The 26,592-nt window shown below is 42.1% G+C and carries 24 protein-coding genes, 2 tRNA genes and 3 rRNA genes; 7 read left to right on the top strand and 22 right to left on the bottom strand.

Going from position 1 to position 26,592, the window contains the following annotated elements; genetic code table 11:
- Nucleotides 1-21: 21 nt before the first annotated feature.
- The 12 genes from ACN20O_RS09365 to ACN20O_RS09310 form a co-directional block, all read right to left on the bottom strand.
- On the bottom strand, nt 22-849 hold the full coding sequence (locus ACN20O_RS09365; RefSeq protein WP_491633699.1) for a phosphatidate cytidylyltransferase: 828 nt from the start codon (nt 847-849) through the stop codon (nt 22-24).
- 2 nt (nt 850-851) lie between these two features.
- Complete coding sequence (gene uppS, locus ACN20O_RS09360) at nt 852-1,613, bottom strand: polyprenyl diphosphate synthase (RefSeq protein WP_491633698.1); 762 nt, start codon at nt 1,611-1,613, stop codon at nt 852-854.
- Nucleotides 1,614-1,624: 11 nt separating this feature from the next.
- Nucleotides 1,625-2,182 carry a ribosome recycling factor gene (frr, locus tag ACN20O_RS09355; protein WP_491633697.1) on the bottom strand — a complete coding sequence of 186 codons (558 nt, stop codon included), beginning with the start codon at nt 2,180-2,182 and terminating at the stop codon, nt 1,625-1,627.
- A 35-nt stretch (nt 2,183-2,217) separates the two neighbouring features.
- On the bottom strand, nt 2,218-2,928 hold the full coding sequence (pyrH, locus tag ACN20O_RS09350; RefSeq protein WP_102242045.1) for a UMP kinase: 711 nt from the start codon (nt 2,926-2,928) through the stop codon (nt 2,218-2,220).
- A gap of 71 nt (nt 2,929-2,999) precedes the next feature.
- Nucleotides 3,000-3,656: a translation elongation factor Ts gene (gene tsf, locus ACN20O_RS09345; RefSeq protein WP_102242044.1), complete on the bottom strand. Its 657-nt coding sequence runs from the start codon at nt 3,654-3,656 to the stop codon at nt 3,000-3,002.
- A 38-nt stretch (nt 3,657-3,694) separates the two neighbouring features.
- Nucleotides 3,695-4,492, bottom strand: coding sequence for a 30S ribosomal protein S2 (rpsB, locus tag ACN20O_RS09340; protein ID WP_102242043.1), 798 nt, complete (start codon nt 4,490-4,492; stop codon nt 3,695-3,697).
- A 172-nt stretch (nt 4,493-4,664) separates the two neighbouring features.
- On the bottom strand, nt 4,665-7,091 hold the full coding sequence (locus ACN20O_RS09335) for a DNA translocase FtsK (protein ID WP_491633696.1): 2,427 nt from the start codon (nt 7,089-7,091) through the stop codon (nt 4,665-4,667).
- A gap of 167 nt (nt 7,092-7,258) precedes the next feature.
- Nucleotides 7,259-7,375, bottom strand: a 5S ribosomal RNA gene (rrf, locus tag ACN20O_RS09330).
- A 133-nt stretch (nt 7,376-7,508) separates the two neighbouring features.
- Nucleotides 7,509-10,427 (bottom strand): 23S ribosomal RNA (locus tag ACN20O_RS09325).
- A 138-nt stretch (nt 10,428-10,565) separates the two neighbouring features.
- A tRNA-Ile gene (locus tag ACN20O_RS09320) sits at nt 10,566-10,642 on the bottom strand.
- Between the two features lie 119 nt (nt 10,643-10,761).
- A 16S ribosomal RNA gene (locus tag ACN20O_RS09315) occupies nt 10,762-12,312 on the bottom strand.
- The 16S, 23S and 5S rRNA genes sit together here with 2 tRNA genes alongside, the layout of an rRNA operon.
- A gap of 275 nt (nt 12,313-12,587) precedes the next feature.
- Nucleotides 12,588-12,663, bottom strand: a tRNA-Ala gene (locus ACN20O_RS09310).
- A 201-nt stretch (nt 12,664-12,864) separates the two neighbouring features.
- Here ACN20O_RS09310 and ACN20O_RS09305 point away from each other — a divergent pair.
- The 3 genes from ACN20O_RS09305 to ACN20O_RS09295 all read left to right on the top strand — a co-directional run bounded on the left by ACN20O_RS09305 (nt 12,865) and on the right by ACN20O_RS09295 (nt 14,202).
- Complete coding sequence (locus tag ACN20O_RS09305; RefSeq protein ID WP_491633695.1) at nt 12,865-13,455, top strand: peptidylprolyl isomerase; 591 nt, start codon at nt 12,865-12,867, stop codon at nt 13,453-13,455.
- A 116-nt stretch (nt 13,456-13,571) separates the two neighbouring features.
- On the top strand, nt 13,572-13,736 hold the full coding sequence (locus ACN20O_RS09300; RefSeq protein ID WP_491633694.1) for a hypothetical protein: 165 nt from the start codon (nt 13,572-13,574) through the stop codon (nt 13,734-13,736).
- A 181-nt stretch (nt 13,737-13,917) separates the two neighbouring features.
- Nucleotides 13,918-14,202, top strand: a complete 285-nt coding sequence (locus tag ACN20O_RS09295) for a hypothetical protein (protein WP_491633693.1) — start codon at nt 13,918-13,920, stop codon at nt 14,200-14,202.
- A gap of 40 nt (nt 14,203-14,242) precedes the next feature.
- Here ACN20O_RS09295 and ygiD read toward each other — a convergent pair whose 3' ends face one another.
- Nucleotides 14,243-15,106 (bottom strand): 4,5-DOPA-extradiol-dioxygenase, encoded by an 864-nt coding sequence (gene ygiD / locus ACN20O_RS09290; protein WP_491633692.1) that lies wholly within the window; start codon nt 15,104-15,106, stop codon nt 14,243-14,245.
- 173 nt (nt 15,107-15,279) lie between these two features.
- Here ygiD and ACN20O_RS09285 point away from each other — a divergent pair, with 173 nt between their 5' ends.
- Both ACN20O_RS09285 and ACN20O_RS09280 read left to right on the top strand, forming a co-directional pair.
- The gene (locus ACN20O_RS09285) at nt 15,280-15,462 is read left to right on the top strand and encodes a hypothetical protein (protein WP_491633691.1); all 183 of its coding nucleotides are present in this window, start codon (nt 15,280-15,282) and stop codon (nt 15,460-15,462) included.
- Between the two features lie 23 nt (nt 15,463-15,485).
- A complete protein-coding gene (locus ACN20O_RS09280) occupies nt 15,486-15,995 on the top strand; it encodes a hypothetical protein (RefSeq protein WP_491633690.1) in 510 nt (169 codons plus the stop codon).
- Here the strand turns inward: ACN20O_RS09280 and ACN20O_RS09275 are convergent.
- The 8 genes from ACN20O_RS09275 to cyoE form a co-directional block, all read right to left on the bottom strand.
- On the bottom strand, nt 15,987-16,427 hold the full coding sequence (locus ACN20O_RS09275) for a hypothetical protein (RefSeq protein WP_491633689.1): 441 nt from the start codon (nt 16,425-16,427) through the stop codon (nt 15,987-15,989). The genes ACN20O_RS09280 and ACN20O_RS09275 overlap by 9 nt on opposite strands.
- A gap of 109 nt (nt 16,428-16,536) precedes the next feature.
- Nucleotides 16,537-16,827 (bottom strand): cytochrome C oxidase subunit IV family protein, encoded by a 291-nt coding sequence (locus ACN20O_RS09270; RefSeq protein ID WP_158649515.1) that lies wholly within the window; start codon nt 16,825-16,827, stop codon nt 16,537-16,539.
- 18 nt (nt 16,828-16,845) lie between these two features.
- A complete protein-coding gene (locus ACN20O_RS09265; protein ID WP_102242036.1) occupies nt 16,846-17,559 on the bottom strand; it encodes an SCO family protein in 714 nt (237 codons plus the stop codon).
- A 3-nt stretch (nt 17,560-17,562) separates the two neighbouring features.
- Nucleotides 17,563-18,447 (bottom strand): c-type cytochrome, encoded by an 885-nt coding sequence (locus ACN20O_RS09260; protein WP_491633688.1) that lies wholly within the window; start codon nt 18,445-18,447, stop codon nt 17,563-17,565.
- An 11-nt stretch (nt 18,448-18,458) separates the two neighbouring features.
- Complete coding sequence (locus ACN20O_RS09255; protein ID WP_491633687.1) at nt 18,459-19,040, bottom strand: cytochrome c oxidase subunit 3; 582 nt, start codon at nt 19,038-19,040, stop codon at nt 18,459-18,461.
- 5 nt (nt 19,041-19,045) lie between these two features.
- Complete coding sequence (locus tag ACN20O_RS09250) at nt 19,046-20,773, bottom strand: cytochrome c oxidase subunit I (protein WP_491633686.1); 1,728 nt, start codon at nt 20,771-20,773, stop codon at nt 19,046-19,048.
- A gap of 39 nt (nt 20,774-20,812) precedes the next feature.
- Nucleotides 20,813-21,628 carry a cytochrome c oxidase subunit II gene (gene coxB / locus ACN20O_RS09245; RefSeq protein WP_491633685.1) on the bottom strand — a complete coding sequence of 272 codons (816 nt, stop codon included), beginning with the start codon at nt 21,626-21,628 and terminating at the stop codon, nt 20,813-20,815.
- Between the two features lie 232 nt (nt 21,629-21,860).
- Entirely contained in the window at nt 21,861-23,690 is a 1,830-nt protein-coding gene (gene cyoE / locus ACN20O_RS09240; protein ID WP_491633684.1) for a heme o synthase, read from the bottom strand.
- Between the two features lie 125 nt (nt 23,691-23,815).
- On the opposite strand from cyoE, the gene ACN20O_RS09235 reads away from it, so the two are divergent.
- Nucleotides 23,816-24,916 (top strand): tryptophan 2,3-dioxygenase family protein, encoded by a 1,101-nt coding sequence (locus tag ACN20O_RS09235; RefSeq protein ID WP_102242030.1) that lies wholly within the window; start codon nt 23,816-23,818, stop codon nt 24,914-24,916.
- Entirely contained in the window at nt 24,909-26,066 is a 1,158-nt protein-coding gene (locus ACN20O_RS09230; protein ID WP_491633683.1) for an aminotransferase class V-fold PLP-dependent enzyme, read from the top strand. The genes ACN20O_RS09235 and ACN20O_RS09230 overlap by 8 nt, the downstream gene beginning before the upstream one ends.
- Here ACN20O_RS09230 and ACN20O_RS09225 read toward each other — a convergent pair.
- Nucleotides 26,063-26,590, bottom strand: coding sequence for a DUF420 domain-containing protein (locus ACN20O_RS09225; RefSeq protein ID WP_491633682.1), 528 nt, complete (start codon nt 26,588-26,590; stop codon nt 26,063-26,065). The genes ACN20O_RS09230 and ACN20O_RS09225 overlap by 4 nt on opposite strands.
- Nucleotides 26,591-26,592 lie beyond the last annotated feature (2 nt).

Genomic DNA, 26,592 nt, shown 5'->3' with positions numbered 1-26,592 from the left:
AGCCTCTAAAAGGAGAGAATACTAAAGTAAGTGCTGTCCCAGATATTTTACAACAATCACGAAAAAAGGCGATAGGAAGATTAGACTGTCTATGCGATCGTAAACCCCACCGTGTCCGGGAATCAGGTTTGAACTGTCCTTAATCGCAAACTCTCTTTTCATTTTAGACTGAACTAAATCACCAACTTGAGACATAGCTCCGCAAACAGCAAAAATAGCTGAGTAATACCATCTGAAATCACCGAAAAACTGCCACCATGCCAATGAAGCAAGTATAGCTGCTATCATCATCCCACCAATTAGACCTTCTACGGTTTTCTTGGGACTTACGGCCGGCCATAATTTGTGTTTACCAAAATTTTTGCCCACAAACCAAGCGCCAGTATCCATAGAGTAAGTAACGATCAACAGCATTCCTAAAATTTCTCTCCAGTATTCGCTGTCGAAATAAATTCCAAATGAAAGAAGCGGCAGCATAACAAAAGTTGTAATGATGGCCGGATTTTTTCTCGAGCTGTTTTTCATAAACTCGACCGAGCTTGGAATTTTAAATAAATAATAAATAAGAAATAGGTTTAAAAAGATTGCAGCGACAGTGAAGAAGCCAAGCGAGAGTTTTGCTCCCAGGACATTCACCGACACAAAAAGGATGATGAAAAATCCCATCACATATTTGTAATTAAACTCCTCTCTTCTTGTCTGCGAGAAATTCACCAGAAGTTCATCAATACAAAGTAAAGCTGCTGCCAGGATAACTGCTAACGTCGTCCATTTCCCAAGAATAACTGCTACGACAACAATCGCTGCCATAACAAGTGCGGAAATGATTCTTGCTTTTGTATTAGACACTATTACCCTCGAATTATTCTCTGATTTTCGCGGGCAACGATCACGTTCGTTTCAAGATTAGCCGTCGGAGCGATGGCCCCAAATCTTCTCTCTCTCTTTGCTACTTGCTCGATAATGAATCTGAATTCAGTCACCGTGAAATCCGGCCACTTTGTTTCAGTAAAAAACATTTCGGCATAAGCAATCTGCCACAGCATAAAATTAGACACACGGTGGTCTCCACCTGTTCTAATTAACAGATCCACGTCTCCAAGATCCGGGATCATTAAAAATTCATTCAGATCATCTTCGCTCATCTCTTTGCCAGGGTTCGCTTTCATAAAGCGATTAACCGCATAAGCAATTTCTGAACGAGCTCCGTAACCAAAAGCAAACGTCAGCTTCAATCCTGTATGGTGAGCAGTCTCCCCTTCCAGTTGAGCGATAAGTTTTTTGGTTTGTTCTGGAAGATTAGAAACATCTCCCATGATTCTAAAGCGGATGTTATTCTTTAGAATTCTTTCGCGTTCCTTTTTTAGGAATTTAAAAAGCAAATTGAAAAGAACTCGGACTTCCGTCTGAGGACGGCTCCAGTTTTCTGAAGAAAAAGCGTACATTGTTAAAGCTTCAATACCTAAGTTATCCGCTTCTTCAACAATAGTTGAAACCACTGCAGACCCACGCACGTGCCCCCAGACTCTGGGATGCGAGCGCTGTTTTGCCCAACGGCCATTGCCATCCATGATGACAGCAACGTGTTTAATATTGTGGCTGAGTGGTTCCAAACTTTTCCTTATTAGATTGCAAGAACTTCTTTTTCTTTGTTCGCAATCACAGTGTCGATTTCTTTTGTAAATTTATCAGTGATGTTCTGAATTTCTGTTTGAATCTTTTTTGATTCATCTTCTGAAACCATCTTATCTTTTTCTGCTTTTTTTACAGCTTCGTTAGAGTCACGTCTTAAATTTCTAAGAACAACTTTAGCGTCTTCACCAATTTTTTTAATTTCTTTTGCGATATCCTTTCTCTTATCTTCTGTTAAAGAAGGAAAGTTAAGGCGAACAAAGTTTCCATCGTTCGTTGGAGTTACACCAATGTTTGCCGCGAAGATTGCTTTTTCAATCGCTGCAATCATCGTTTTATCAAACGGCTGAATCTGAAGCAGACGAGCTTCAGGAGTAGAAATTTGTCCTAGCTGAGAAATTGGGCTCATTGTCCCGTAGTATTCAACTTGTACTCCATCAAGGATAGAAGCTGATGCTCTTCCTGTGCGTACTTTTGTAAGTTGGTGCTTAAGTGAATCAACTGCTTTTTTCATTGAATCATTTAATGAAGTTTTTGTTTCATTCATCATAATGACGTCCCCTTAGTTAGAAATAGTTATGTTATCTATTTGTTAGTTACAATCGTTCCAATTGTTTCGCCCATTACTGCGCGTTTGATATTTCCTTCTTCAAACATATTGAAAACAAGAATATCAATTTCGTTGTCCATACAAAGGCTAATGGCCGTAGAGTCCATGACCGAAATGCCCTTATTTAGAACGTCGATAAACTTTAGTTTATCAATTTTTACAGCATCTTTAAACTTCATTGGATCTTTATCGTAAATTCCATCAACTTTTGTTGCTTTCATGATTACGTGCGCGTCAATCTCGTTTGCACGAAGCGCCGCAGCGGTATCCGTCGTAAAATACGGGTTCCCTGTTCCTGCCGCGAAAATCACCACTCTTTTCTTCTCAAGGTGGCGAACTGCACGTCTTCTGATATAAGGCTCAGCGATTTCTTGCATATCGATCGCTGTCAGTACGCGTGTATTGATTCCATGTCTCTCAAGGCTGTCTTGAAGTGCCAGAGAGTTGATAACTGTCGCCAGCATCCCCATGTGATCAGATGTCGTTCTATCCATTCCTTTTGTAGCTCCAGCTACCCCGCGGTGAATGTTACCACCACCGATAACGATTGCGATCTCAACACCCATGGCCTGAAGTTCTTTCACCTCAGTTGCAATGTTTGTAAGAACGTCTGCTGAAATTCCATGCCCTTGCTCACCAGCAAGCGCCTCTCCTGAAAGCTTTAAAAGAATGCGATTATACTTCATTAGGTTTCCTCAAATTTGGGTCAAAAAAAAGGGGCCTTTTGAGCCCCTTTTTGTGTTTGGTAAATTCTTAATTACTGTTTTCCACCAGTCATTGAAGCAACTTCAGCTGCGAAGTCGTCAACTTTCTTCTCAATACCTTCTCCAAGTGTGAACTTAGCGAATCTTCTAACGTCGATTTTCTCTCCGATTTTGATTGTTAGTTCATTGATTAGGTCTTGAACTGAAATGTCTGGGTTCTTGATAAATTTTTGATCAAGAAGACAAACTTCAGTAGAAAGTTTTTTAACTTTCCCTTCAACGATCTTAGAGATCATTGCTTCTGGTTTTCCTTCTTCTTTTAACTGAGCTGTATAGATCGCAATTTCTCTTTCTACGAACGCTTGGTCCATTTCAGAAGATCTTACGAATTTTGGATCAGCAGCAGCGATGTGCATAGCTACGTCTTTTACGAAGTTTTGGAAATCGTCAGACTTTGCTACGAAGTCAGTTTCACAGTTGATTTCAACCATTACACCAATTCTTCCACCGTGGATGTATGATCCGATTGCACCTTCAGCTGCAATTCTAGATTGTTTTTTCTGAGCAGCTGCAAGACCTTTTTGTCTTAGGTAATCGATCGCTTTTTCAAGGTCACCATTAGTTTCCCCAAGTGCTTTTTTACAGTCCATCATTCCAGCACCAGTTTTTTCTCTTAGTTCAGAAACAAGCTTTGCAGTAATTTGTGTCATATCTATTCCCTTTATCGTTTAAATTAAGTTCTTAAAAATTATTCTTCGTCAGCAAGATCGATATCGTTTTCGAATTTGCTGATGATTTCTTTTTCAAGAGCAAGGTCACGAGAAGAATCTTTTGAACCTTTTTCAAGCTTGTTGTTCTTCTTAGCAAGGTTTAATCCTTCTGCTACTGAGTTAGCGAAGTATTCTGTGAACATAGACACAGACTTGATTGCATCGTCGTTCCCTGGAACTACGAAATCAACACCTGTTGGGTCACAGTTTGTATCTGTGATAGCTACAACAGGGATCCCTAGGTTGTTAGCTTCTTGGATAGCGATTCTTTCGTTGTTTGGATCGATAACAAAAAGAGCTCCTGGAAGCTTTCTCATTTCTTTAATCCCACCAAGAACTTTTTCAAGTTTAATAACTTCTTTCTCGATGTTGATTCTTTCTTTTTTAGTTAGAAGACCGAAATCTCCTGTTTCTTTCATTTTTTCAACTTTGCGAATTTTATCAATAGATAGAGCTACAGTTTTGTAGTTTGTAAGCATTCCACCTAACCATCTTGAAGTAACGTAGTTTGCTCCACAGTCTTGAGCAGCTTTTGTTACAACGTCTTGTGCTTGTCTTTTTGTTCCTACGAAAAGAACTGGCTTTCCTTCAGAAGCAGTTTTCTTTAGGAAATCGTAAGCGTCTTTTGCAAGAGGAATAGTTTTAGCAAGATCGATAATGTAGATACCGTTCTTCTCACCATAAACGTATTTTTTCATTTTTGGGTTCCACTTTTCAGTCTGGTGACCAAAGTGTGCGCCTGCTTCTAGTAGGCCTTTTAGAGATAATTCTGACATAGATACTCCGTTGGTTAATCGAATTGTCTGTGAGCCGCCAAAGACGGACCAACATTTCAGACAACTGAAATTATTAATGAGCTAGATATGTAACACGGAAGAGTAAGTTTTTGCAAGGAATATGAGAGATTCAAGAGGGGTTTTCCCTCTCAAATCTCCAATGAAAATCTATTTAAGTTAACGACTCAGAACCCATCAAAACTTTACGTGGCTTGGAACCCTGCGCAGGCCCTACAACACCTTGAGCTTCCATCTCTTCAATCAAGTTGGCCGCTCGGTTATACCCTACTCCAAGACGCCTTTGAAGCAGTGAAGCACTCGCTGAACGATGCTCTAACACCACACGAACTGCCTCATCATATTTGTCATCTCGTCCACCCGATGAAGAGTCACCGCCCTCGCGAGTTGTGACAGCTGCAATCGGTTCTTCTTCTCCACCATTTTCCAGGAATTCCATAATGTGCGGGTTGTATTCTGGAGTCATTTCCGACAATTTATCGGCTAGAGCTTCAATCTCGGCCTCATCAATAAATGCCGAGTGGATGCGGGTCGTATCCACACCATACTTGTAGAGCATATCCCCTTTACCAAGTAGTTTTTCCGCTCCCATCGCATTTAAAATCGTTCTCGAGTCTTGCGAACTCGTCACACGGAAAGAAACGCGGGTTGGGAAGTTCGACTTGATAACCCCGGTAATAACGTCAACCGAAGGTCTCTGAGTCGCAACAATTAAGTGAATCCCAGCGGCACGAGCCTTCGCCGCCAGACGGTTAATTTGCGTTTCAATCTCTTTCCCTTTTGCTGAAAGAATAAGATCTGCAAACTCATCCACAATAATAACAATAAATGGAAGCTCATACGTGTCTTCGCTCGCATACTCATAATGCTTTCTTAATTTTTCCAGCGCCTGAGGTTGAGCATTTTTTAATTTATGGTTGAAACCTTCAATGTTTCTCACCCCAAATTCCGACATAATTGTGTATCGTCTATCCATTTCCTGGCATGCCCACAGAAGCGAAGTCGCCGCCGTCTTTGGCTCGGTAATAACCGGCATCAGCAAATGAGGAAGACGAGAATAAAGTGCAAGCTCCAGCTGTTTCGGGTCAATCAGGATCAGCTTCATTTGATTAGGCGACTTCTTAATTAAAAGCGATACCAGAACCGAGTTAATGAACACCGACTTACCAGCACCAGTTGATCCGGCAACCAGCATGTGTGGCATTGCTGCCAGGTCTACGACAACCGGCTCACCGAAAGCATCTTTCCCCATCGCCAAGGGAAGATGGTGAGAAGTATTTGTAAAATCTTTCGATCCAATAATTTCATCAAGGAAAATAAAATCACGCGGATTTCTTGGAACCTCGATCCCTACTGTTGTTCTCCCTTTCATTGGGTAAACCATACGAATCGGCGATCCAGAAAGCGCAAGTGATAAGTCTTCTGCAATTGAAGTCAGACGAGAAACCTTCTCCCCTGGTCCAAGCTCCCATTCAAAAGTATCAACCACCGGCCCTTTAAGAACATTGATGATCTGACCTTGAATCTTAAATTCTCCAAGCTTCGCCTGAATTTTAGAGATAATATCGTGGAAATATTTTTCATCCGGTTGATGAAATTTCGTCTCTTTTTTCGTATTCCCTAACTTAACCAGGTTGTAGTACTGATCATCGTCAAAACTATCAACTTTATGAGCACGATTTTTAAATGTTGAGATCTCAGACTCATCCACATACTCATCGTCATCATGAGAGGACTGTACCACCACTGGTAAATGCTCTTCCATTTCATCTTCATCAACCACTGCCGGCTCAACTTTTTTCGCCTCAGTAATTGGAACAAGGAACGCTTCAGTCTTAACTTCTTCTGCATTTTCAGCGATTAGAGAATGATCCGGAAGTAAAATCGGAGCCGCTTCTTCTTTAGACGCTTTCTCAGCTTCTTTAGCTTTTAAAGCAGCTTTTGACATTGGAAGTGCTGCCGGTGCTGCCACCATTGACTCTTCTGCCATTTCTTCTTCAAGCTCATCCTCGCCCTCAGCTTTCGGTTTAATAAACTTGTCTTTAAGTAATAAAAACTTCTCCTGAACTGGAGCTGTCGCAGTCTTGTAATCAAAATTCTTAAATCCAGAAGTCGCTTGTTGAACTTTTTCAGTGAATCCACCTCTAAAAGCCCCCCATAAAAACAACGTCCCCGATGCTGCCCAAACTAAGAACATTGAAAAAGCAGAAAACGTCATATCAAGAATTTGATATAAACCCGCTCCTAAAAGCGATGGTTGAAAATAGAAAATAGTAAGTAGGGAAAAAATTGAAAGTGAAAAGATATTTAAGGCATCAATCCAGTCTGCTCTTTTTGAAAAGACCAAAACATAGAATGAAGTAAAGATGGCACATGGAACGAAAACCCACGGCCCAGAATAATAATTGATAAAATTTAAAAAGCTTGTCCCATAGTAGCTGAAAAATCCACTCGATGATGCTGACGATATCGAAAGATAATTATCCGGCAAAGTGTCTCTGTAATAAAACACCACCAAAGTAATAATCGTCAGGAAAAAAAGAGTAAAAAGCTCATATTTAAGTATTTTTGTATTCATCATACTTAAATTCTACATCATGCTTTGTCGAACTCAACTGAAAACATCCGCGTATCAAGTACTCATGACACCTTATTAAATACTGCAGGTTTAACATCGATAAAGTTCTTGTGAATTGAAAAAAGACATAAAAAAACCCGAGAACAAGCTCGGGTTTTTTATAAAATAAGAGGGTGCATTGACCTTTTCTCACACCAAGCTTCCCTGGCACTACCTTCGGCGCTGAAGAGCTTAACTTCCGAGTTCGGGATGGGATCGGGTGTTTCCTCTTCGCTAATAACACACCCAAACTGGATATATCGTTAACAAATTATACTTTCGAAGCCGTTATATGGTTTTTACACCAACAAATCAACCTCATTTTGAACATTCTTTAACATTCACAAAACAAGACCAAATAAAAGAAGAACCCATGTAATCAAAAAAAAGCAAAACGACAAATTAGTATTGGTCAGCTCAAAGCATTACTGCTCTTACACCCCCAACCTATCAAACTCCTAGTCTAGAAGTTGTCTTAATAGAAATCTTATCTTGTAATTGGCTTCCCACTTAGATGCTTTCAGCGGTTATCCATTCCGAACTTAGCTACCCGGCGATACAACTGGCGTCATAACCGGTTCACCATAGGTTCGTCCAACCCGGTCCTCTCGTACTAAGGTCAGATTTACTCAAATTTCTTACGCCCACGGAGGATAGAGACCGAACTGTCTCACGACGTTCTGAACCCAGCTCGCGTACCGCTTTAATTGACGAACAGTCAAACCCTTGGGACCTGCTCCAGCCCCAGGATGCGATGAGCCGACATCGAGGTGCCAAACCTCCCCGTCGATGTGAACTCTTGGGGGAGATCAGCCTGTTATCCCCGGAGTACCTTTTATCCGTTGAGCGATGGCCCTTCCACTCGGAACCACCGGATCACTAACACCTGCTTTCGCACCTGCTCGGCTCGTTTGCCTCACAGTCAAGCTCCCTTATGCGTTTACACTCTATGGCCGGTTTCCATTCGGCCTGAGGGAACCTTCGTGCGCCTCCGTTACTCTTTAGGAGGCGACCGCCCCAGTCAAACTGCCCACCAGACATTGTCCCCCGACCGGATTACGATCGTAGGTTAGGATTCCAATTAACATAGGGTGGTATTTCAAGGTTGTCTCCCCGTACACCGGAATGCACGGATCAAAAACTCCCACCTATCCTACGCAATGTTAATCGAAACCCAATGCCAAGCTACAGTAAAGGTTCACGGGGTCTTTTCGTCCTTCCGCGGGTAGCGCGTTTCTTCACGCGCTCACCAATTTCGCTGGGTCTCCTGTTGAGACAGTGGGGAAGTCGTTACGCCATTCGTGCAGGTCGGAACTTACCCGACTAGGAATTTCGCTACCTTAGGACCGTTATAGTTACGGCCGCCGTTTACTGGGGCTTCAATTCAAAGCTTCTCTTGCGATAACCTCTCCTTTTAACCTTCCAGCACCGGGCAGGCGTCAGCCCATATACTTCCACTTACGTGTTTGCATAGACCTGTGTTTTTGATAAACAGTCGCTACCCCCTTTTCACTGCGACCTCCAACAGCTTGACCAGCAAGTGATCTTACCATCAAAGGCGTGCCTTCTCCCGAAGTTACGGCACCAATTTGCAGAGTTCCTTAACAAGAGTTCTCCCAAGCGCCTGAGGATTCTCTCCTCATCTACCTGTGTCGGTTTATGGTACGGGTTAATAAAAATCTCCTAGCGAAACTTTTCTGGGAAGCCGAGGATCATGAACTTCGCTTGCGCTCGTATTCGTATCTCAGAGTTAACGCCGACCGGATTTGCCTAATCGACCCCCTACATACTTAAACCACAACCAATAAGTGGCTTCACTACCTTTCTCCGTCATTCCATCTAGTCAAACGATTTTTACTAAGTACAGGAATATTAACCTGTTGGTCATCCACTACGCCTTTCGGCCTCATGTTAGAACCCGACTAACCCTGGGCGGAGTCACCTGGCCCAGGAACCCTTAGATTTACGGCGGAAGTGATTCTCACACTTCTTATCGCTACTCATTTCAGCATCAGCTCTTGTGAGACCTCCAGCGCTCCTTACGGTACGCCTTCATCGGCAAACACAATGCTCTCCTACCAATATTTACATATTCCATAGCTTCGGTACGTCACTTTAGCCCCGTTACATTTTCGGCGCAGAATCACTAGTCCAGTGAGCTATTACGCTTTCTTTAAAGGGTGGCTGCTTCTAAGCCAACCTCCTGGATGTCAAAGTAATTCCACAACCTTCTCCACTTAGCGACGATTTTGGGACCTTAGCTGATGGTCTGGGCTCTTTCCCTTTTCACGACGGTCCTTAGCAACCGCCGTGTCACTGCCCGATAGTACTCAATGGTATTGTGAGTTTGATATGGTTTGGTAAGCTGGTAAGCCCCCTAGCCAAGTCAGTGCTATACCCCCATTGGTATTCGTCGGACGCTGCACCTAAATGCATTTCGGAGAGAACCAGCTATCACGGAATTTGATTGGCCTTTCACCCCTAACCACAAATCATCCCAGACGTTTTCAACCGTCACGAGTTCGGTCCTCCACGAGGTATTACCCCCGCTTCAACCTGTTCATGGCTAGCTCATCCCGTTTCGGGTCTATGACATGCTACTAATCGCCCTATTCAGACTCGGTTTCCCTACGGCTACACCTGCAACGGCTTAACCTCGCAACATATCATAACTCGCTGAATCATAATGCAAAAGGTACGTCATCAGGCTTTACAATAACCCTCTGACTGTTTGTAAGTGTATGGTTTCAAGATCTATTTCACTCCCCTCATCGGGGTTCTTTTCATCTTTCCCTCACGGTACTTGTTCACTATCGGTCAGCAAGTAGTATTTTGCCTTGGAGGGTGGTCCCCCCAGCTTCAGACAAGGTTTCACGTGCCTCGTCCTACTCAGGATACTCACTAGAGGACAATCATTTCGGATACAGGGTTTTCACCTTCTTTGACCGGACTTCCCAGACCGTTCTCCTATAATTGCCTTTCCGTATGTGAGTCCTACAACCCCAGAATACAAGTATTCTGGTTTGGGCTCTTCCGATTTCGCTCGCCACTACTGCCGGAATCTCGTTTGATTACTCTTCCTGCAGGTACTAAGATGTTTCAATTCCCTGCGTTCGCTCCTATGTGACTAGTTTACTCATCACATGGTTCACACGCTTTCACGTGTGAAGGTTTCCCCATTCGGACATCACCGGATCAAAGTCTATTTGCCGACTCCCCGATGCATTTCGCTGGCTAATATACGTCCTTCTTCGCCTCTTGCTGCCAAGATATTCCCCATACACCCTTAATAGCTTTTTTCATTTTGTTATTAAGTTATATTTAATTTAATTTCAAATAACGAGGGCATTACTCTCGTTACTTACATGGGTTCTCGTCTTCTATCTGATCCTGTTATGTCAATGTTAAAGAGCTAATGTTTCAATTCGTCCTAATTAATGGTGGGTCTGGCAAGACTCGAACTTGCGACCCCGTCCTTATCAGGGACGTACTCTAACCACCTGAGCTACAAACCCAATTTTTATAATTAGATTGAAACAAAATATTTCTCTTATAGATCTAAAGAAATTCAAAAATAAGAAAGGTCTTCCAAACAATTTGACCGGATAAAGCTCCTATAGAGCTGGATCCTTTAAAAGGAGGTGATCCAGCCGCAGGTTCCCCTACGGCTACCTTGTTACGACTTCACCCCAGTCATCGTTTCGACCGTAGACGCTCCCCTCCTTGCGGTTAGGGCCACGGCTTCAGGTAAAAACAACTCCCATGGTGTGACGGGCGGTGTGTACAAGGCCCGGGAACGTATTCACCGCGGCGTGCTGATCCGCGATTACTAGCGATTCCAACTTCATGGAGTCGAGTTGCAGACTCCAATCCGGACTGAGATCGGTTTTTTGAGATTGGCTCCCCCTCGCGAGTTCGCATCCCTTTGTACCGACCATTGTATTACGTGTGTAGCCCTAGACATAAGGGCCATGAGGACTTGACGTCATCCCCACCTTCCTCCTGGTTAGCCCAGGCAGTCTTTCTAGAGTGCCCAACTTAATGCTGGCAACTAAAAATGGGGGTTGCGCTCGTTGCGAGACTTAACCCAACATCTCACGACACGAGCTGACGACAGCCATGCAGCGCCTGTCACTACATTCCCCGAAGGGCACTCCCTCGTTTAAAAGGGATTCGTAGGATTTCAAGCCTAGGTAAGGTTCTGCGCGTTGCTTCGAATTAAACCACATAATCCACCGCTTGTGCGGGCCCCCGTCAATTCCTTTGAGTTTTAGTCTTGCGACCGTACTTCCCAGGCGGAACACTTAACGCGTTAGCTACGACACTGAAGGGGTCAAATCCTCCAATATCTAGTGTTCATCGTTTACAGCGTGGACTACCAGGGTATCTAATCCTGTTTGATCCCCACGCTTTCGCGCCTCAGCGTCAATACTCGTCCAGGAAGGCGCCTTCGCCTCTGGTGTTCCATCGCATATCTACGGATTTTACCCCTACATGCGATATTCCCCTTCCCCCTCCGAGATTCTAGACCTGTAGTTTCAGACGCAGTTTCGAGGTTGAGCCCCGAGATTTCACATCTGACTTGCAGGTCCGCCTACGCGCGCTTTACGCCCAATAAATCCGAACAACGCTTGCACCCTTCGTATTACCGCGGCTGCTGGCACGAAGTTAGCCGGTGCTTCCTCTATGTGTACCATCAAATAATCGGCCTATTAGACCAACTACCATTTTTCCACATTAACAGAGCTTTACAGACCGAAGTCCTTCCTCACTCACGCGGCGTTGCTGCGTCAGGGTTTCCCCCATTGCGCAATATTCCCCACTGCTGCCTCCCGTAGGAGTCTGGACCGTGTCTCAGTTCCAGTGTGTCCGATCATCCTCTCAGACCGGATAGACATCGTCGCCTTGGTAGGCCTTTACCCCACCAACTAGCTAATGTCCCGCAGGCCCATCTAATAGCGAATGCATATGCAGAGGCATTCTTTCAAACACAGTCTTAAAACCGTGCTTCGTATGCGGCATTAGCCAAAATTTCTTCTGGTTATTCCCCTCTAAAAGGCAGGTCACCTACGTGTTACTCACCCGTGCGCCACTTTACTCATCCCGAAGGACTTTCACGTTCGACTTGCATGTGTTAGGCACGCCGCCAGCGTTCGTTCTGAGCCAGGATCAAACTCTCCAAGCTTCAATATAAAATTTGATTTAAATTTAATTTAACAAACTACTATACGGATTGATCTATTCATTAATTACCAGTGACAAGGAAATGTACTGGCTCCGACTTTTTATCACTTTCAACTTTATTACAACTTGAGCTTTTTAACAGCGTGACTGAATAGTTACGTCAGATATTTTTTTGTTTGGGACCTTTCTCATCTTGAATCGAAACCTTGCGGTTTCAAATCTTTTATCTCTATTAGAATTTTAAAGAACTAAGTTTCGTTTGATCTTTTGAAAGAATGGTGGACATGACAGGAATCGAACCTGCGACCCTCTGCGTGCAAGGCAGATGCTCTCCCAACTGAGCTACACGCCCAAAAATCTATATATTTCTATAACGATGATTTTGTGTTTCGGCAATCAGTCTTAACTTCAAACGTGAAGAGGAATTTAATCAAACGATGATAAAGTGTCAACACAAAATTAAGAAAATATTAATAAATTTTAAAAAAACTTTTTTAAACTCAGATTCTCGGTATAATTTATCTAATAACAATCGCTTAACGTGTGGCGGAATATGCAAATCATTAAATTATTTTTATTCGCAACTTTAATTGCACTCGCTGGATGCAATAGAAACAATCATAAAATTGAAGTGATAGCGAATCCTAACGGTGAAGAAATTGATATTGAGAAATTAAAAACAGATATCGGTGGTCTCTCTACTGCTTCCGCTACAATGAAAACCGTCCATGGTGATATCGTTTTTCGCTTCTATACTAAAGCTGCTCCAAGAACATCAGCTAGAGTAATGCAATTAATTCAAAGCAAGTTCTATGATGGTCTTATTATTCATAGAGCGATTCCTAATTTCATTATTCAGACTGGAGATCCTACTGGTACAGGGACAGGAGGAAGCGGACAAAAATTAAAAGCTGAATTCAATGAACTTCAACACATCAAAGGAACTATGGGGATGGCCCATGGGATTGATAATGACTCTGCTGATTCGCAATTCTATATCAGCTTAACAACTCTCCCTCACTTAGATGGAAAGAATACTGTCTTCGGGCAAGTCGTTGATGGATTAGACATTCTTCCTAAGCTTTCTAAGGGAGATCGAATCATTTCTATTACTTTGAATCTAAAAGACACTACGGCTAATTAATCAAATTGTTCATTTCTTAGACGGCCCCTTATAGAAATACTGAGGGGCTATATCCTCACCTCATCTTCATTCATAAACTTCCCAAACAACTAGCGATCTTTCCCTGAGGAGATTTTATGAAGGAGGCACTTGTTCTTGGTCTAGCAGTATTAAGTTTTCAAGCATTAGCAGACGTTCGCGTAGGAATTAATATTCCAGTTAAAAATGGTGGGCGCGATGATCTTCCAATGTGTTTAAAGAATCTTGATAACGCCAATAGAAGAATCAATGACCTTCAATAACAACTGATCTCTTGTCTGTATTCATCTGAACCAGATGGAGGAAGAGAAGTTGAAGAACTTAGAAGAGAAAACAGAAAATTAAATGATTCAATTGATCGTCTAATTTGAGAGAACATGGATCTTCGTCGCCAGATCGATGATATAGCAGAAGCTTAGGTTTCTTCAATCGGCTGAAGAACGTATGCCACTTGAAGCAGAAACACTATCAACTCAAAGTGTAGCTTCGAAATACTCTTGCACAGACGTTATCGCAGTTCTTAAGACAGAAGATATCAGAAGCCGTGAAGCAAATAATTACTGCGTAGCTGGATGTAAAGATTTCGCTGGAAACGTAGAAGCGAAATTGATTAAATCTGGAACGGGAAGAAATACATTAGAAGCTCAGTATAATGTTATGAAAGAAGTAGCAAAAAGCTACAGCTTTACATACGGAATCAAGTTCAAGCTTGCCAATAATCACAAATAAAAAAGGGGCCCGAAAAGGCCCCTTCTAGTCTTAGGAGGACTTAAGCGCCGATTAAAACCGAGCGCATCGAAAGGCTTCCAAGTTCAAAATCTTCATAAGGGAAAATCACTTTTTCATTCGGGTCACTCGCACCCAGTACATATAAAAGAGGCAGATAATGATCAATTGATGGGTGGGCCATCTTCCAAAGTGGATACTTTGAAGGGTCTTCTGCCAACAGTTGGGTCACATCGTGTTTTAAAATCGCATCTTTAATAATGCCATCAAACTCGCGGGCCCATTCAAAGACCGGTGCACTTTCGCTGCGACTTAGTTGTCGAAGATTGTGAACGATATTTCCGCTTCCTATAATGAGAACACCTTCTTCACGCAGTTTATTTAATTCCTTGGCAAGTTTGTGGTGATCGCGAAGGTTCATAAAATTCTGATTGAGTGACAATTGCACCACTGGAATGTCTGCTTTCGGGTACATATGATGAAGAACACTCCACGCTCCGTGGTCAAATCCCCAGTCGAGATCTAGCTCGACCTGATAAGTGTGAAGATTGTTTTTCACTTCCCCAGCAAGCTCAGGATTTCCAGGGGCCGGGTAGACGATTTCAGAGAGTGCTTTTGGGAACCCATAAAAATCGTAAATCATCTTAGGAGTTGGAGAGGCCTGAACCTCTACCCCTTTGGTCATCCAGTGAGCTGAAACCATTAATATTTTTTTTGGGCGAGGAAGGGTTTCCCCCAAAGTTCTTAAGTGGCGAGTAAAAGCATTATCGGCCAGCGCGTTCATAGGGCTTCCATGTCCGATAAAGAGCACCGGCATTTTTTGAGTGGGTTTTGATCCTATATAAGTTGTTGCTGTCATGGCCATCAGTCCTGTTCCGGATAATGTTAAAAAAGTTCTTCTATCCATCCTTCTATTTTAAGCCTCTCTCGTAAATATTCATAATTCAAAGAATTTATCGACTCAATAAGCGAATCGAAAGGTGATGGGGAATATTATAACAGAGTGAAATATTTATAACCGGCATAGGAAGGTGCTCTCATTCAGTATATAGTCCGGCCAACTCAAACAGGTCGTAAAATATGAAAGCTTGTATCCTTTCTCTAGTGTTATTGGTTTCAATTCAATCACAGACCTTTGCCGGTAGTGCTTCTATTATGCCTTCAACTTTCACCGAGTCAGGAATACCTAACTCTCACCTGGTTTCAGAAAACGTAATCCGCGGGATGGCCCAAGAAATAAAAAAGACCTACAAAAACTTTTAGACTTAGGAGTTGAGAAGTTTTTAATGATTAAGATTGATACAAACGGGGATATAGCCCGCGAGATTGAAACTCTCCTGTCACTGGGAGTTGCCAAAAGCGACATGATGCACTTGGATTTTCCATGGAAAGACATCACCGATTATGGAGCTTTATGTGAAATGACTGTTGATGGGCTTAATATGCTTAAAAATGCTGAAGCCCAAAATCAAAAAATTTATTTTCACTGCACCTTGGGTGAAGACCGCACGGGATACCTGGCGGGGCTTTACAAAATTTACCGTGGAGATAATGAGTCGAGAAAAGAAATCTTTGAAAACGAGATGTGCGATAAAGGTTATGAGGCCGGGAATCCGACTAAAATTTATTCTGTCGTAAAAAAGGTCCGCGATGGACTGACTCCTGCCTTTATGGGGATGGCAGATCTTATTGAGAAAAATGCTGGAAAAAAACTTTCAAAATCAATGTGCAAAGGCCTAGTGATTCCGAAAGTTAATTTCAAAGACTACAGCTGTAAAAAATCAAAATTACTTTAAAATCTTTTTGCTTCCCAAGAAGTGAATGTTTCCATTTGCCACTTCCAGGGTAAATTTATCGCCCATTGAGCTTTCATATCCGACAGAGATATCGTCAACCAGCTCGATTCCAAGGTCTTGAAGTGAAGTTTGGGCTTCAACTGAACGATTGCTGTTAATTACAACATTTGATCCTGGAAAGAATGTAAATGTACAAGACGCTTCGATTTCTGATTTTCCGCAAACAACTTTAATTGTTTTATCTTGAGAGATGGCCTGGAAAGAATTTTTTCCTGCGCCTAATCTTCTAATTAAATTTTGAAGGTCTGCTTCTTCGCCTCTTTCTTTAACTAAAACGACAACTTTTTCCGGACGGTAGAATACGCCGACAGAATCGCTCGCTGCCATCGCAGAGCTCGTAATAAGAAGGGCCAAAAGTGACAGGGTTTTCATATGTACATCTCCCGATAAAATGATGGAATTTTTTATCGTGTGAGACTTGAAGAGACAAATAAAAACGGGCCCCGAAAGGCCCGCTCTTTATTTAAAATGTCCAAAAAGATTAACGATACATTCCTTCAAGGATTAGTGCCGCAGCGTAAAGGACTGCTGAAAGAGGAACGGCCGCGATAACTTTCATCCAAGCTGTTTCTTCCTTTAAGTGCATGTAGAAGTAAGCAACAACGAAAGCTTTACCGAAAGCTAAACCAACAAGAGCAACAACCTTGTGCCAGTATTCTGTTTTCAGACCTGGAATCATAAGCTCAAGTAGTGTTAGAAAAGTCAGAACAAAAAATATGATGATATATTCTTTCGTGTGGCTTTTGTATTCTTTGTGGTTATGGTCACCCATTGTTATCTCCTCTCTTTACTAATTTTGTACTGCTGGTTGTGGTTGAGCATGACTGAAACTGTTGTTCACTAGAAGTCCAAGATCGATCATCATTTTATCCATCTCAACTCTTTCAGTTCCGTAATACCCTCTAATCTGTCCTTTATCATCTACCAGAACTAATTTTTCTGAGTGAGCGATATCGAACAACGTAATTTTTTCTTCTGCTAATTGTTTTTCAATCGGCTCTTTTGATCCCATCGGAACTTTAAAGCCATTGATAACGATTTTTTCCAGGTCGCCCTTCGTTCCAGTTAAGTAGTTCCAGATAAAAGGGTTTGAATGTCTTTTTCTGGCGTACTTATAAAGAACTTCTGGAGTATCTACTTCTGGGTCAACTGTGAAAGTCACGATCGCAGCTTTTGTCCCAAGTCCTCTGATTCTTTTTTGGACCAGATCCATTTTCGCCATCAGTGCCGGACAAGTTGTCGGGCATGAAGTGAACATAAAGTTAGCGATATAGAATTTTCCCTGAAGCTCTTTTGTTCCAAAAGGTTTTCCGAATTCATTTGTTAGAGTGAATTCTGGAACCTTGTAATAAACAGGCAGCGGTGGCGGAAGTGTACGGTGAAGTGTCCTGTACACTGGATAGCTGAAAGATAGGACCCAAAAAAGCAGCCAGAAAGATTTCTTTCTGACTAGTTTTTGAAACCAATTATCTTCTCTATAAAATCCAGTCGCTGTTGTTGTCATAAATTAATTCTTAATGTTTTCCAGAAGCTTAGCTCTTGCTGGAGTTCTCTTCATATCCATTAGTGATTTTACATAATGAGCTACGGCCCAGATTTCGTCGTCCTGAAGAACGCCTTTCCAAGAAGCCATTGCCGTTCCACCTACACCAGAGTTTAGGCGAACGTATAGTTCTTCAACTGTAGTTGCAGAACGAACAGAGTCGTATGTGAAATCAGGTGGCATAGTTGCAACACCATAATCAGATGGCTGTAACTTTACGTGGTACATATCCGGGTCAAATTCAGTGACCGGTGCACCGTTAATCTTTTGAGCGATTTGGCTAAATTCTGCGTGAGAAACGTAAGCTCTGTGACATGTCCAACATTGAGCAACTACGTGGAAAACTTCTTTTCCTCTTTGGATTGCACTCTCTTTATGAGCTTCTCCGTACGGATCTTTACCTGCAACAATTACGTCACCCAGTTTTTTGTCAGCCCCTTCCCACTTTTCTGGTGCGAAAGTTTTAATGTATTGAACTACGTCATGCATTTGTTGTTGAGATAAATCCCATGGAAGCATAGCTGTACCATGAAGACCTTTTTTCAGGATTTCGTAGAAGTCTTCATCATGTGGAAGTTCCCCAGACACAACTCTACCAAATTTAAACTGTCCAAGTTTGAAGTTTCTTGGTGGAACAGTTAGCCCTTTTGCAGCTACACCTTTTCCATCCCCGTTTACACCGTGACATGGCATACAGTATTCAGTGTAAAGTGATTTACCGTCATTCAAACTCTTTGCCGGAGCATAAACTCCACCTGCAAAAATTTTGTCTTCTTTGAAGTGTGTTTCACTACATGACACTAATGCCAGAAGTGAGAAGACGGTTAAAGTTAGTTTCAAACCTTTCATAGTATTCCTCATTATAAAACGAAAATAGTCACAAACATTATTATCCAAACGATTCCGAGAAAATGCCAAAACTTGCCAACATTCGCGACTTTAACAGCCGTCATCGAGTCCGCAGTCTTAAGCGCGCTATATAACCACACTAATAATCCAAGGCCTGCCACAATGTGAGCAGCGTGAATCCATGTGAAAGCGTAAATAATCGAAGCAAAAATTCCAGAAGAAACAAAAATCCCGTGAGACTTAAGTTGGTTCCAAAATAAAAACTGGCTCACCATGAAAGCTACACCAAGAATCAGTGTCCACGTCAGGCTTCTCTTATCCGCTACTCCTTTTGCTACATTCTTTTCAAAAGACATATAGATGAGTGAGCTCAGAACAATAACCAGTGTGCTGATTGTTGGAAGAAGAAGTGATGGCTTCTCCATTCCGGCCGGTGGCCATACGGGAGCAGTAAAACGGAAAATCGCAAAGCCCATCATCAATGTTAAAAATAACATTCCGAATGACACTAAAGTCACGATCATAGCAATCGAAGAGATAACTTTATCCCCTTCTTTTGCTTGTGCGATGTTGTGTGCCTGTACTTGCGCCATCTTTATTATGCTCTTACTAGTTCTTCAGTTTGATATTGGAAATCTTTACCAGATAAATTCGGGTTACCGAATTCATGTGGTCCACACTTCACCACTGGAACTTCTTTGAAGTTATAGTGTGGAGCTGGTGAAGGAATCGTCCATTCAAGTGTTCCAACTTCCCAAGGGTTTTGAGTTGCAATTGGACCTTTGAACATTGAGTAAACAAAGTTGTATACGAAGAATAACTGAGCAGCACCCATTGTTAACGCTGAAATTGTAATGAACATGTTCAGCGGGATCAGGTTTTGTAGGAACTCATAGACGAATGGGTTGTAGATACGACGGTGCATACCCGCGTGTCCGATAACCATCATTCCCATGAAGATTCCGTTTAGACCGATCATTGAAATCCAGAAGTGCCACTTCCCTAGTGTTTCGTTCATCATGCGACCGAACATTTTTGGGAACCAGAAATATGTAGCTGCGAATCCACCAAGAAGAACCGAAGCGGCCATAGTGTAGTGGAAGTGACCTACTACGAAGTATGTATCGTGTAGATATAAGTCAGTTGAAACAGTTGCCAGGTATAGACCAGTTAATCCACCTAAACCGAATACGAATACTACCCCAAGAGAAAATAACATTGGAGTTTGGAATCTGATCGCTCCTTTCCAAAGTGTCCCAAGCCAGTTAGCGAAGAAGACTGCAGAAGGAATCGAGATCGTCATTGTTAACATCATGAAAGATTGAGTTAACAGTGGAGACATTTGAGTTGAGTACATGTGGTGACCATAAACCAGAGTCGAAAGAATCGTGATTGATGTCATCGCAAGTGCTGTAGCTTTTGCACCGAATGCTGGCTTTCTAGCAAAGAAAGATAGAAGGTCAGATACGATACCCCAAGCTGGAAGAATAAGAATGTATACTTCCGGGTGACCGAAAATCCAGAAAACGTGCTGGAATAGTACCGGGTCCCCTGATCCTGATGTAGCAGCTGCTCCAGCAAGGAAGAATGTAGTTCCGAATACGCGGTCAAAAGTTAGAAGAAGGAGACCTGCTCCAAGAACTGGAAGGAAGATAGCGTTCAGGATTGCTGTCAGCCAAAGTCCCCAGATCGTTAGTGGCATGTCGAAGTAACCCATTCCAGGTGCTCTTAGTGTAATGATAGTAGCGATATAGTTTACCGCACCCATTGTCGAAGAAACCCCAAGAACGAATAAAGATAAACACCAAAGAGTCTGACCAACTCCGGCCGAACCAATTAATGTTGAAAGAGTTGGATAAGAAGTCCATCCACCAGCTGCTCCCCCTAATGGAGTGAAAAGTGAAGCTAGTAAAAGGATAGCTGAAAGGAATGCTAACCAGAAAGAAAGCATGTTTAGCGTTGGGAAAACCATATCGCGCGCTCCAATTAAAAGCGGGATACAGTAGTTACCAAAAGCACCAATCAGAATTGGAGTAATGGCAAAGAAGATCATGATTGTACCGTGAAGTGTGAACAGCATGGCGTATGTATCTGGTGGAACAACTCCTCCCGTGTGTGGGAAAAGGATCTGACCTAGAACTGGAAATGGTTCTCCAGGAAAAGCCAGTGTCCAACGGATAAGAAGTGCCATCATCCCGCCAATTCCAAGGAAAGCAATTCCGTACCACAGGAATTGTTTTGCAATGACTTTGTGGTCAAATGAGAAAACGTACTTCGACAAGAATGTCGTAGGTGCGTCGTGAATTTCTTGTTCAAAAAATGCCATGAGTTTCCTCTCTATCTTTAATAAATCAAAATCAAATAATTAGTTAGATGCTACCCACTTCCATCCCCAGAAGATGTCAGCGTTGTCTTTTTCAGTTACGTTAAGCGCGCGCTCTTGCATCTCACCCATCCAAGTGTTGTATTCTTCTTGAGTGTAAACAGTAAGCTTCGCTTGCATTCTGTAGTGGAAAGTCCCGCACATTTCCGCGCAGGCAATATCGTATAGACCAGGTTTTGTTAGTTCATACCAAAGTCTTGAAATTCTTCCTGGCATTGCATCGACTTTTTGACGAGCGTTCGGGAAGTATAATGAGTGAATTACATCTTTAGATGTTACTTGGAAGATAACTTTTTTACCTACTGGAAGGCGAAGATCATTAAGAGTGACAACGTCGTCTTCAGTGTTGAAGATTCCATCTTTACCTGGGTAACGGAAGTTCCATGCCCATTGTTGAGCAAGTACTTCCACGCGAATGATATCTTCTTTTTCATCTGGGTATTTTAAGAATACGTTTACGAAGTCACGGTTAGAGATAGTCGTAATTTGCATATCTACCATGATGAATACTAAGGCACCGATAGCTGCAACGATTGCGATTTGCTTTCTGCTTGTTCCGTGAGTGTAGTGTGCTTTAGGGTGTTTCTTTTTTGAGTAAAGGTATGAGAAACCAAATAGTCCAAGACATACCAGCACGAAGAAGAAAAGGATCAACCAAGTCGTCAGCATGAATAAGCTATCGATTAAGTGTCCTGTTGTTGAAATATCAACTGGTGGTTTGATCGCTTCAAAAAAGCTAACATTAGCTTGAGCGCCGGCCACGAAGTATTTCATAAAAAAGTTCAAAAGAAGATTCATATCAGCAATCCTGTCTTGGGAAAGTTAAAGATGCGTTATTATTATCAATTATTGATGTATATCATAATCAAAAATTCTAATTTTAGCCACTAGCTAATCTTATAAAAAGTGGTCCGATGATAAGCTATCCGTCCTCCATTTTTTCGGGGGTAGCCCGAACCCTTAAAACACCAGCTGACCTCATTAGTCATTCACTCATAGTAAAAATGCTCCGCTGGAGCATTTTTTCGGTCTACTTAAAAAAGATGAGCGCCATCAGTAGTAGTGGCAGGTAAAAAAGCGATCCATAAAAGTAGTTTCTTGCCCACTCTCTTTCACGGGCCTGGTCTTCTTTTTTAATAAAGAAACCGAAGGCCGAGTAAACAAGGAAAAGGCCACTAAGGACGAATGCTGCTCTAGTATAAATAAAACTTGCATGAGAAAAAATCGACGGAAGAAGCGAAGTCACAAACAAAAAGCCTGTGAAAACGAAAATCCCTACTTTCGTAATAGTGATTCCACGTTTTAGGTTAGGATAAACCTTAATGCTTGCCGCACCATAATCATCTGCGTGGTAAAGAGAAATCGCTAAGAAGTGTGGAAGTTGCCAAACAAAAAGAATCAAGAAGAGCGTGATGGCCATAATATCAATTTGACCCGTCACAGCAGTCCACCCCATAACTGGAGGAATCGCTCCTGGAATTGCCCCTACATAGACAGCAAGCTCACTCTTTTGTTTCATCGGAGTATAAGCGTATAGATAAAGAGCTGCGGCAATTAATGCCAGCACCCCGGTTGTCAGATTGATAAACACACAAAGGGCCGGAACTGAAACAAGGATCATAACCGCACCGAAGATTAGTGCTGTTTTTGGATTCATTCTTTGAGCTGGTAGAGGGCGGTCTTTTGTACGATTCATCTTCGCATCGACTTCGCGCTCGATGTAGCAGTTAAGTGCCGCTGCGCCGATAACCACCATCGTAATTAAAAAGAATGCCAGTAGTGCTTTGAAGAAATTGATTTTGTCCGGAGCGATTAAAGCCCCCACCATCGCCGTCACCATAACTAGTAACGACAGTCTTGGTTTTGTTAAATCAACCACATCAGATAAGAATGAGTGACGATTACCTAAAAAAAAAGAGTCTTCCACATCCTTCATCATTAAATTTAATTTCCATAGGGAAATCAGAGAAAGAGCAGCCCCTGCTAAGTGCAGAGTTGTTGGAAGAACACTCATGTTTAGCCAGATAGTCATGATTCCGATGAACACCTGGAATGAAACAAAAATAAAAGGAAGAATACTTGCTGATCTTAAAGTCTTATCACCTTTAAAAAAGTGGTAAGTCTTAACAGAGAAGAATGAAACAACAAGGAACACGATCACGCCGTACATACGGTGAATCATGTGAAGTTGAGATGGGTGCATCGAAGGCCAAAGCTTTAGTGACCAGCTCGCCACGTCCATACAAAGGAAAGCACTGTTTGGCCCAAGACCACAGGCAGCCCCTGCTCCGGCGTGTCTCATGAACGCACCAAGAAGGATTTGAGAATAAAGAAGTGCCAGGGAAAATAAAATTCCATGACGAACAACAGGCTTCCAGTTCTTCTGGAACTTCTCTTTTACAGCGGCCGAAAGTTCGCGAGCAGGACTAACCAGCGTCGCAGCTTTGTGGTGAATGTAAACGATAAAAGAAAAGAAGATTAATGAAAGACCTAAGTGAGATGTCGAAACAATAGTAGGAAGTTTATAGATAACAGTGATCCCACCAAGAGCTCCCTGAGCAATAACCAAGAAAAGGGCCAGAAGAGAAGCTTTGAATAAATGTAAGTGAGCTTCTGATTTTTTTCTATCGTTAAAAGAAAACACCACCATACCAATTGTCAGTAAACCAACAAAGCTCGCCAGTAGACGGTGGCCGTGTTCGATTAGAATCGCTCCTTCCATGTTTGGAAAAACCTGGTCATAACATAATGGCCAATCTGGACAAGCAAGACTTGATTGAGTGTTGTGAACAACTGCCCCCCACATTAGCAGTGCAAATGTGAAGATGACGTTAGTCAGTGAAAGATTCTTAAGACGCATATCTTTTACTCTGTATTAGGGCTGTAATCGGTGCCCCATTTTATACTAAATCTTTCTTGCAAAGTCATACAGTTCTTGAGGATAATTTCGCTGTAAAAAGGGTCATTTTCGTAAGGAGTAAGCACATGCATAAAAACAAAGGTCCGGTCTATTATGGGGACTATTTACAACTGCCTAAGCTCCTCGATTCACAACTGCCCTTGAGCCGTAAATATGCCGATAGCACTAACGGCGAATGTCATGATGAAATGCTTTTTATTGTGGTCCACCAAGTCTATGAACTTTGGTTTAAACAAATTATCCACGACCTGGACTCTGTTCTTTCGGTTTTCAAGAAAACTTACATCCCAGAGGTAGAACTCTCTTCAATTGTTCAGAAGCTTGAACGCATCCAAAAGATACAGGGGCTCCTGATTGGCCAGTTCGATGTTTTAGAAACAATGACCCCAATGGATTTTCTGGAGTTCAGAGACCTCCTCATTCCGGCTTCAGGATTCCAGAGTGTGCAGTTTAGAGAAATTGAAATCAAGTTAGGCCTTCATACGAATGATCGTTTAGATGTGGACCGTGAATTTTTCATGGGACGTCTGGATGAAAAAGACAGAGCTCATCTTACTCAAGTAGAAAAGTCACCGACGATTTTAAAATGCCTGGAAGGATGGCTTGAGAGAATTCCATATACCAACATGGAAGGCTTCAACTTCTGGAGTGAATATCAAAAATCAATCAACGATATTCTAAAAGATGACCAGGATATTATTGAGACCAACAGTGCTCACCTTTCTGACAGACAAAAACAAATCCAGTTAGAAAATCTAAAACTTACTCGCGAAACATTTTCAAGTTTATTTGATGAAACAAAACATAAAGACTTAATTGAAAAAAATCAAAGAAAGCTTTCGCAAAAAGCGATTCTCAATGCCCTTTTCATTCTTCTGTATCGTCATGAATCGATGCTCGCTCTTCCTTTCCAGGTTATCACCGGGCTTATGAATATTGATGAGAACTTCACAACCTGGAGATACCGTCACGCTCTTCTTGCTCAAAGAATGCTGGGGACAAAAATTGGAACAGGTGGATCATCAGGACATCAGTATTTAAAGAGGGCCGCTGACAACAACCGCGTGTTCTTAGACCTATTTAACCTTTCAACATTTTTAATTCCAAACTCGAGACTGCCAAAGCTTCCGGTTGAAGTTAAAAAGAAGATGAGTTTCCATGTATAAAAAATATTATTCACACTTTTTAACGGCTAACCCACATATCCAGCACTACGCCAGCCATAGCCATCACTACTGGCCGGATGTCACTCGCGAAGCGACACTGGAGTACTGGGATGATTCGGCAAAATATGTGGATGATAAATGGAGCCAGATTTTTTCAACAAAACTTCCGGCCACTCAAAAGCTGATTGCTGAAGTTTTAAACGTTTCTCGTCCCGAGCAAATTGTTTTTGCTCCCAACACACATGAGTTTGTGTACAGGCTCTTTTCTTGTTTTGAACCAGGAAAAACGATTTCTGTTTTAACAACTGACTCTGAGTTTTATAGTTTTGACCGCCAGGTGAATCGCTTAAGTGAAAATAAGATTGTTTCAGTTGAGAAGATTGCCACTCAGCCTTTTGATAACTTTGAAGATCGTTTTATTGAAAAAATTACTGCGAGTCACTACGATATGATTTTCTTAAGTCATGTCTTTTTTAATTCGGGAATGGTGGTTAAAGATCTTAAAAAAATTGTCGATGCTATAAAAGAAAAAAATACTATGATCGTCATCGATGGCTACCACGGATTCATGGCCGTGCCGACAGACTTAAGTGCAATCGAAGAGCGCATCTTTTATATCGCGGGTTCATACAAATACGCTCAAGGTGGAGAAGGCGCTTGTTTTATGGTAGTGCCCCCTCATGCTGAAACTCTTCGCCCTCTTTATACTGGATGGTTTGCTGGATTCACCAGCCTGGCCACTGACGGTGGAAACACAGGCTACTCTCGAGACGGTTATCGTTTTGCCGGATCGACAATGGACTTCTCTGCTCTTTATCGCTTAAACGCAGTTCTTTCTCTCTTTAAAAAAGAAGGATTAACCGTTGAAAAAATTCATGCTCACGTTCAAAAGATGCAGAAAAATTTCCGCAATCATCTTCTGGAAATTGATCACAATTACTTAGTTGAAAAGAATATTCTCAGTGTCGATTACGATAACCATGGGCACTTTTTAACTTTTGCTATGCCAAGCCCGGAACATACAAAAAAACTTCATGATGAACTTCGAGCGATCAATGTATGGACAGACTTCCGCGGAAGCAGGCTGCGTTTTGGATTTGGGATTTATCAAAATGAGTGTATCGACCTGAGTGCGCTTAAAAAATCTTAGTTAAACCACTTCAGAATCACGAAAATCAGAACACCTGTCACTGAAACATAAAGCCAGATTGGGAAAGTGTATCTCGCCACTTTCTTGTGCTTTTGGAATTTTTTAGTGAAGGCCAGGTATAAAGTCGTCAGGATTAATGGAACCTGGACGATTGAAAGCAGAATGTGAGTGATCAAAATAAAGAAATAGACAGGACGAATCCACCCTTGGGCCAGAAACTTAGTGTCTCCCTGGAAATGGTGGTAAGTTACATAACTTACAAGAAAACAGGCCGATGTTAAAGTTGCTGCCAACATCAAACGAACATGCAGTTCGCGGTCATTGGTTTTAATCGCGTAGTAGCCGGTCACTAAAAAAATAGCAGTCAATGCATTCAAGAAAGCATTCACGGCCGGAAGTGAACTCACCCATCCGTTGTCACCGACACTTGCCCCAGTCTTAAAGTAAATTAACCAAAAAAGAAAACCAATAACAGCGGCACTAAGAAGTCCGATGATTGCAAATACTGTTTTATCAGAGCGCATAG

The sequence above is a fragment of the Bacteriovorax sp. As-1 genome, from assembly GCF_058446905.1.
The sequence above is the reverse complement of the archived record's forward strand: the minus strand, read 5'-3'. Positions and strand labels throughout refer to the sequence as shown.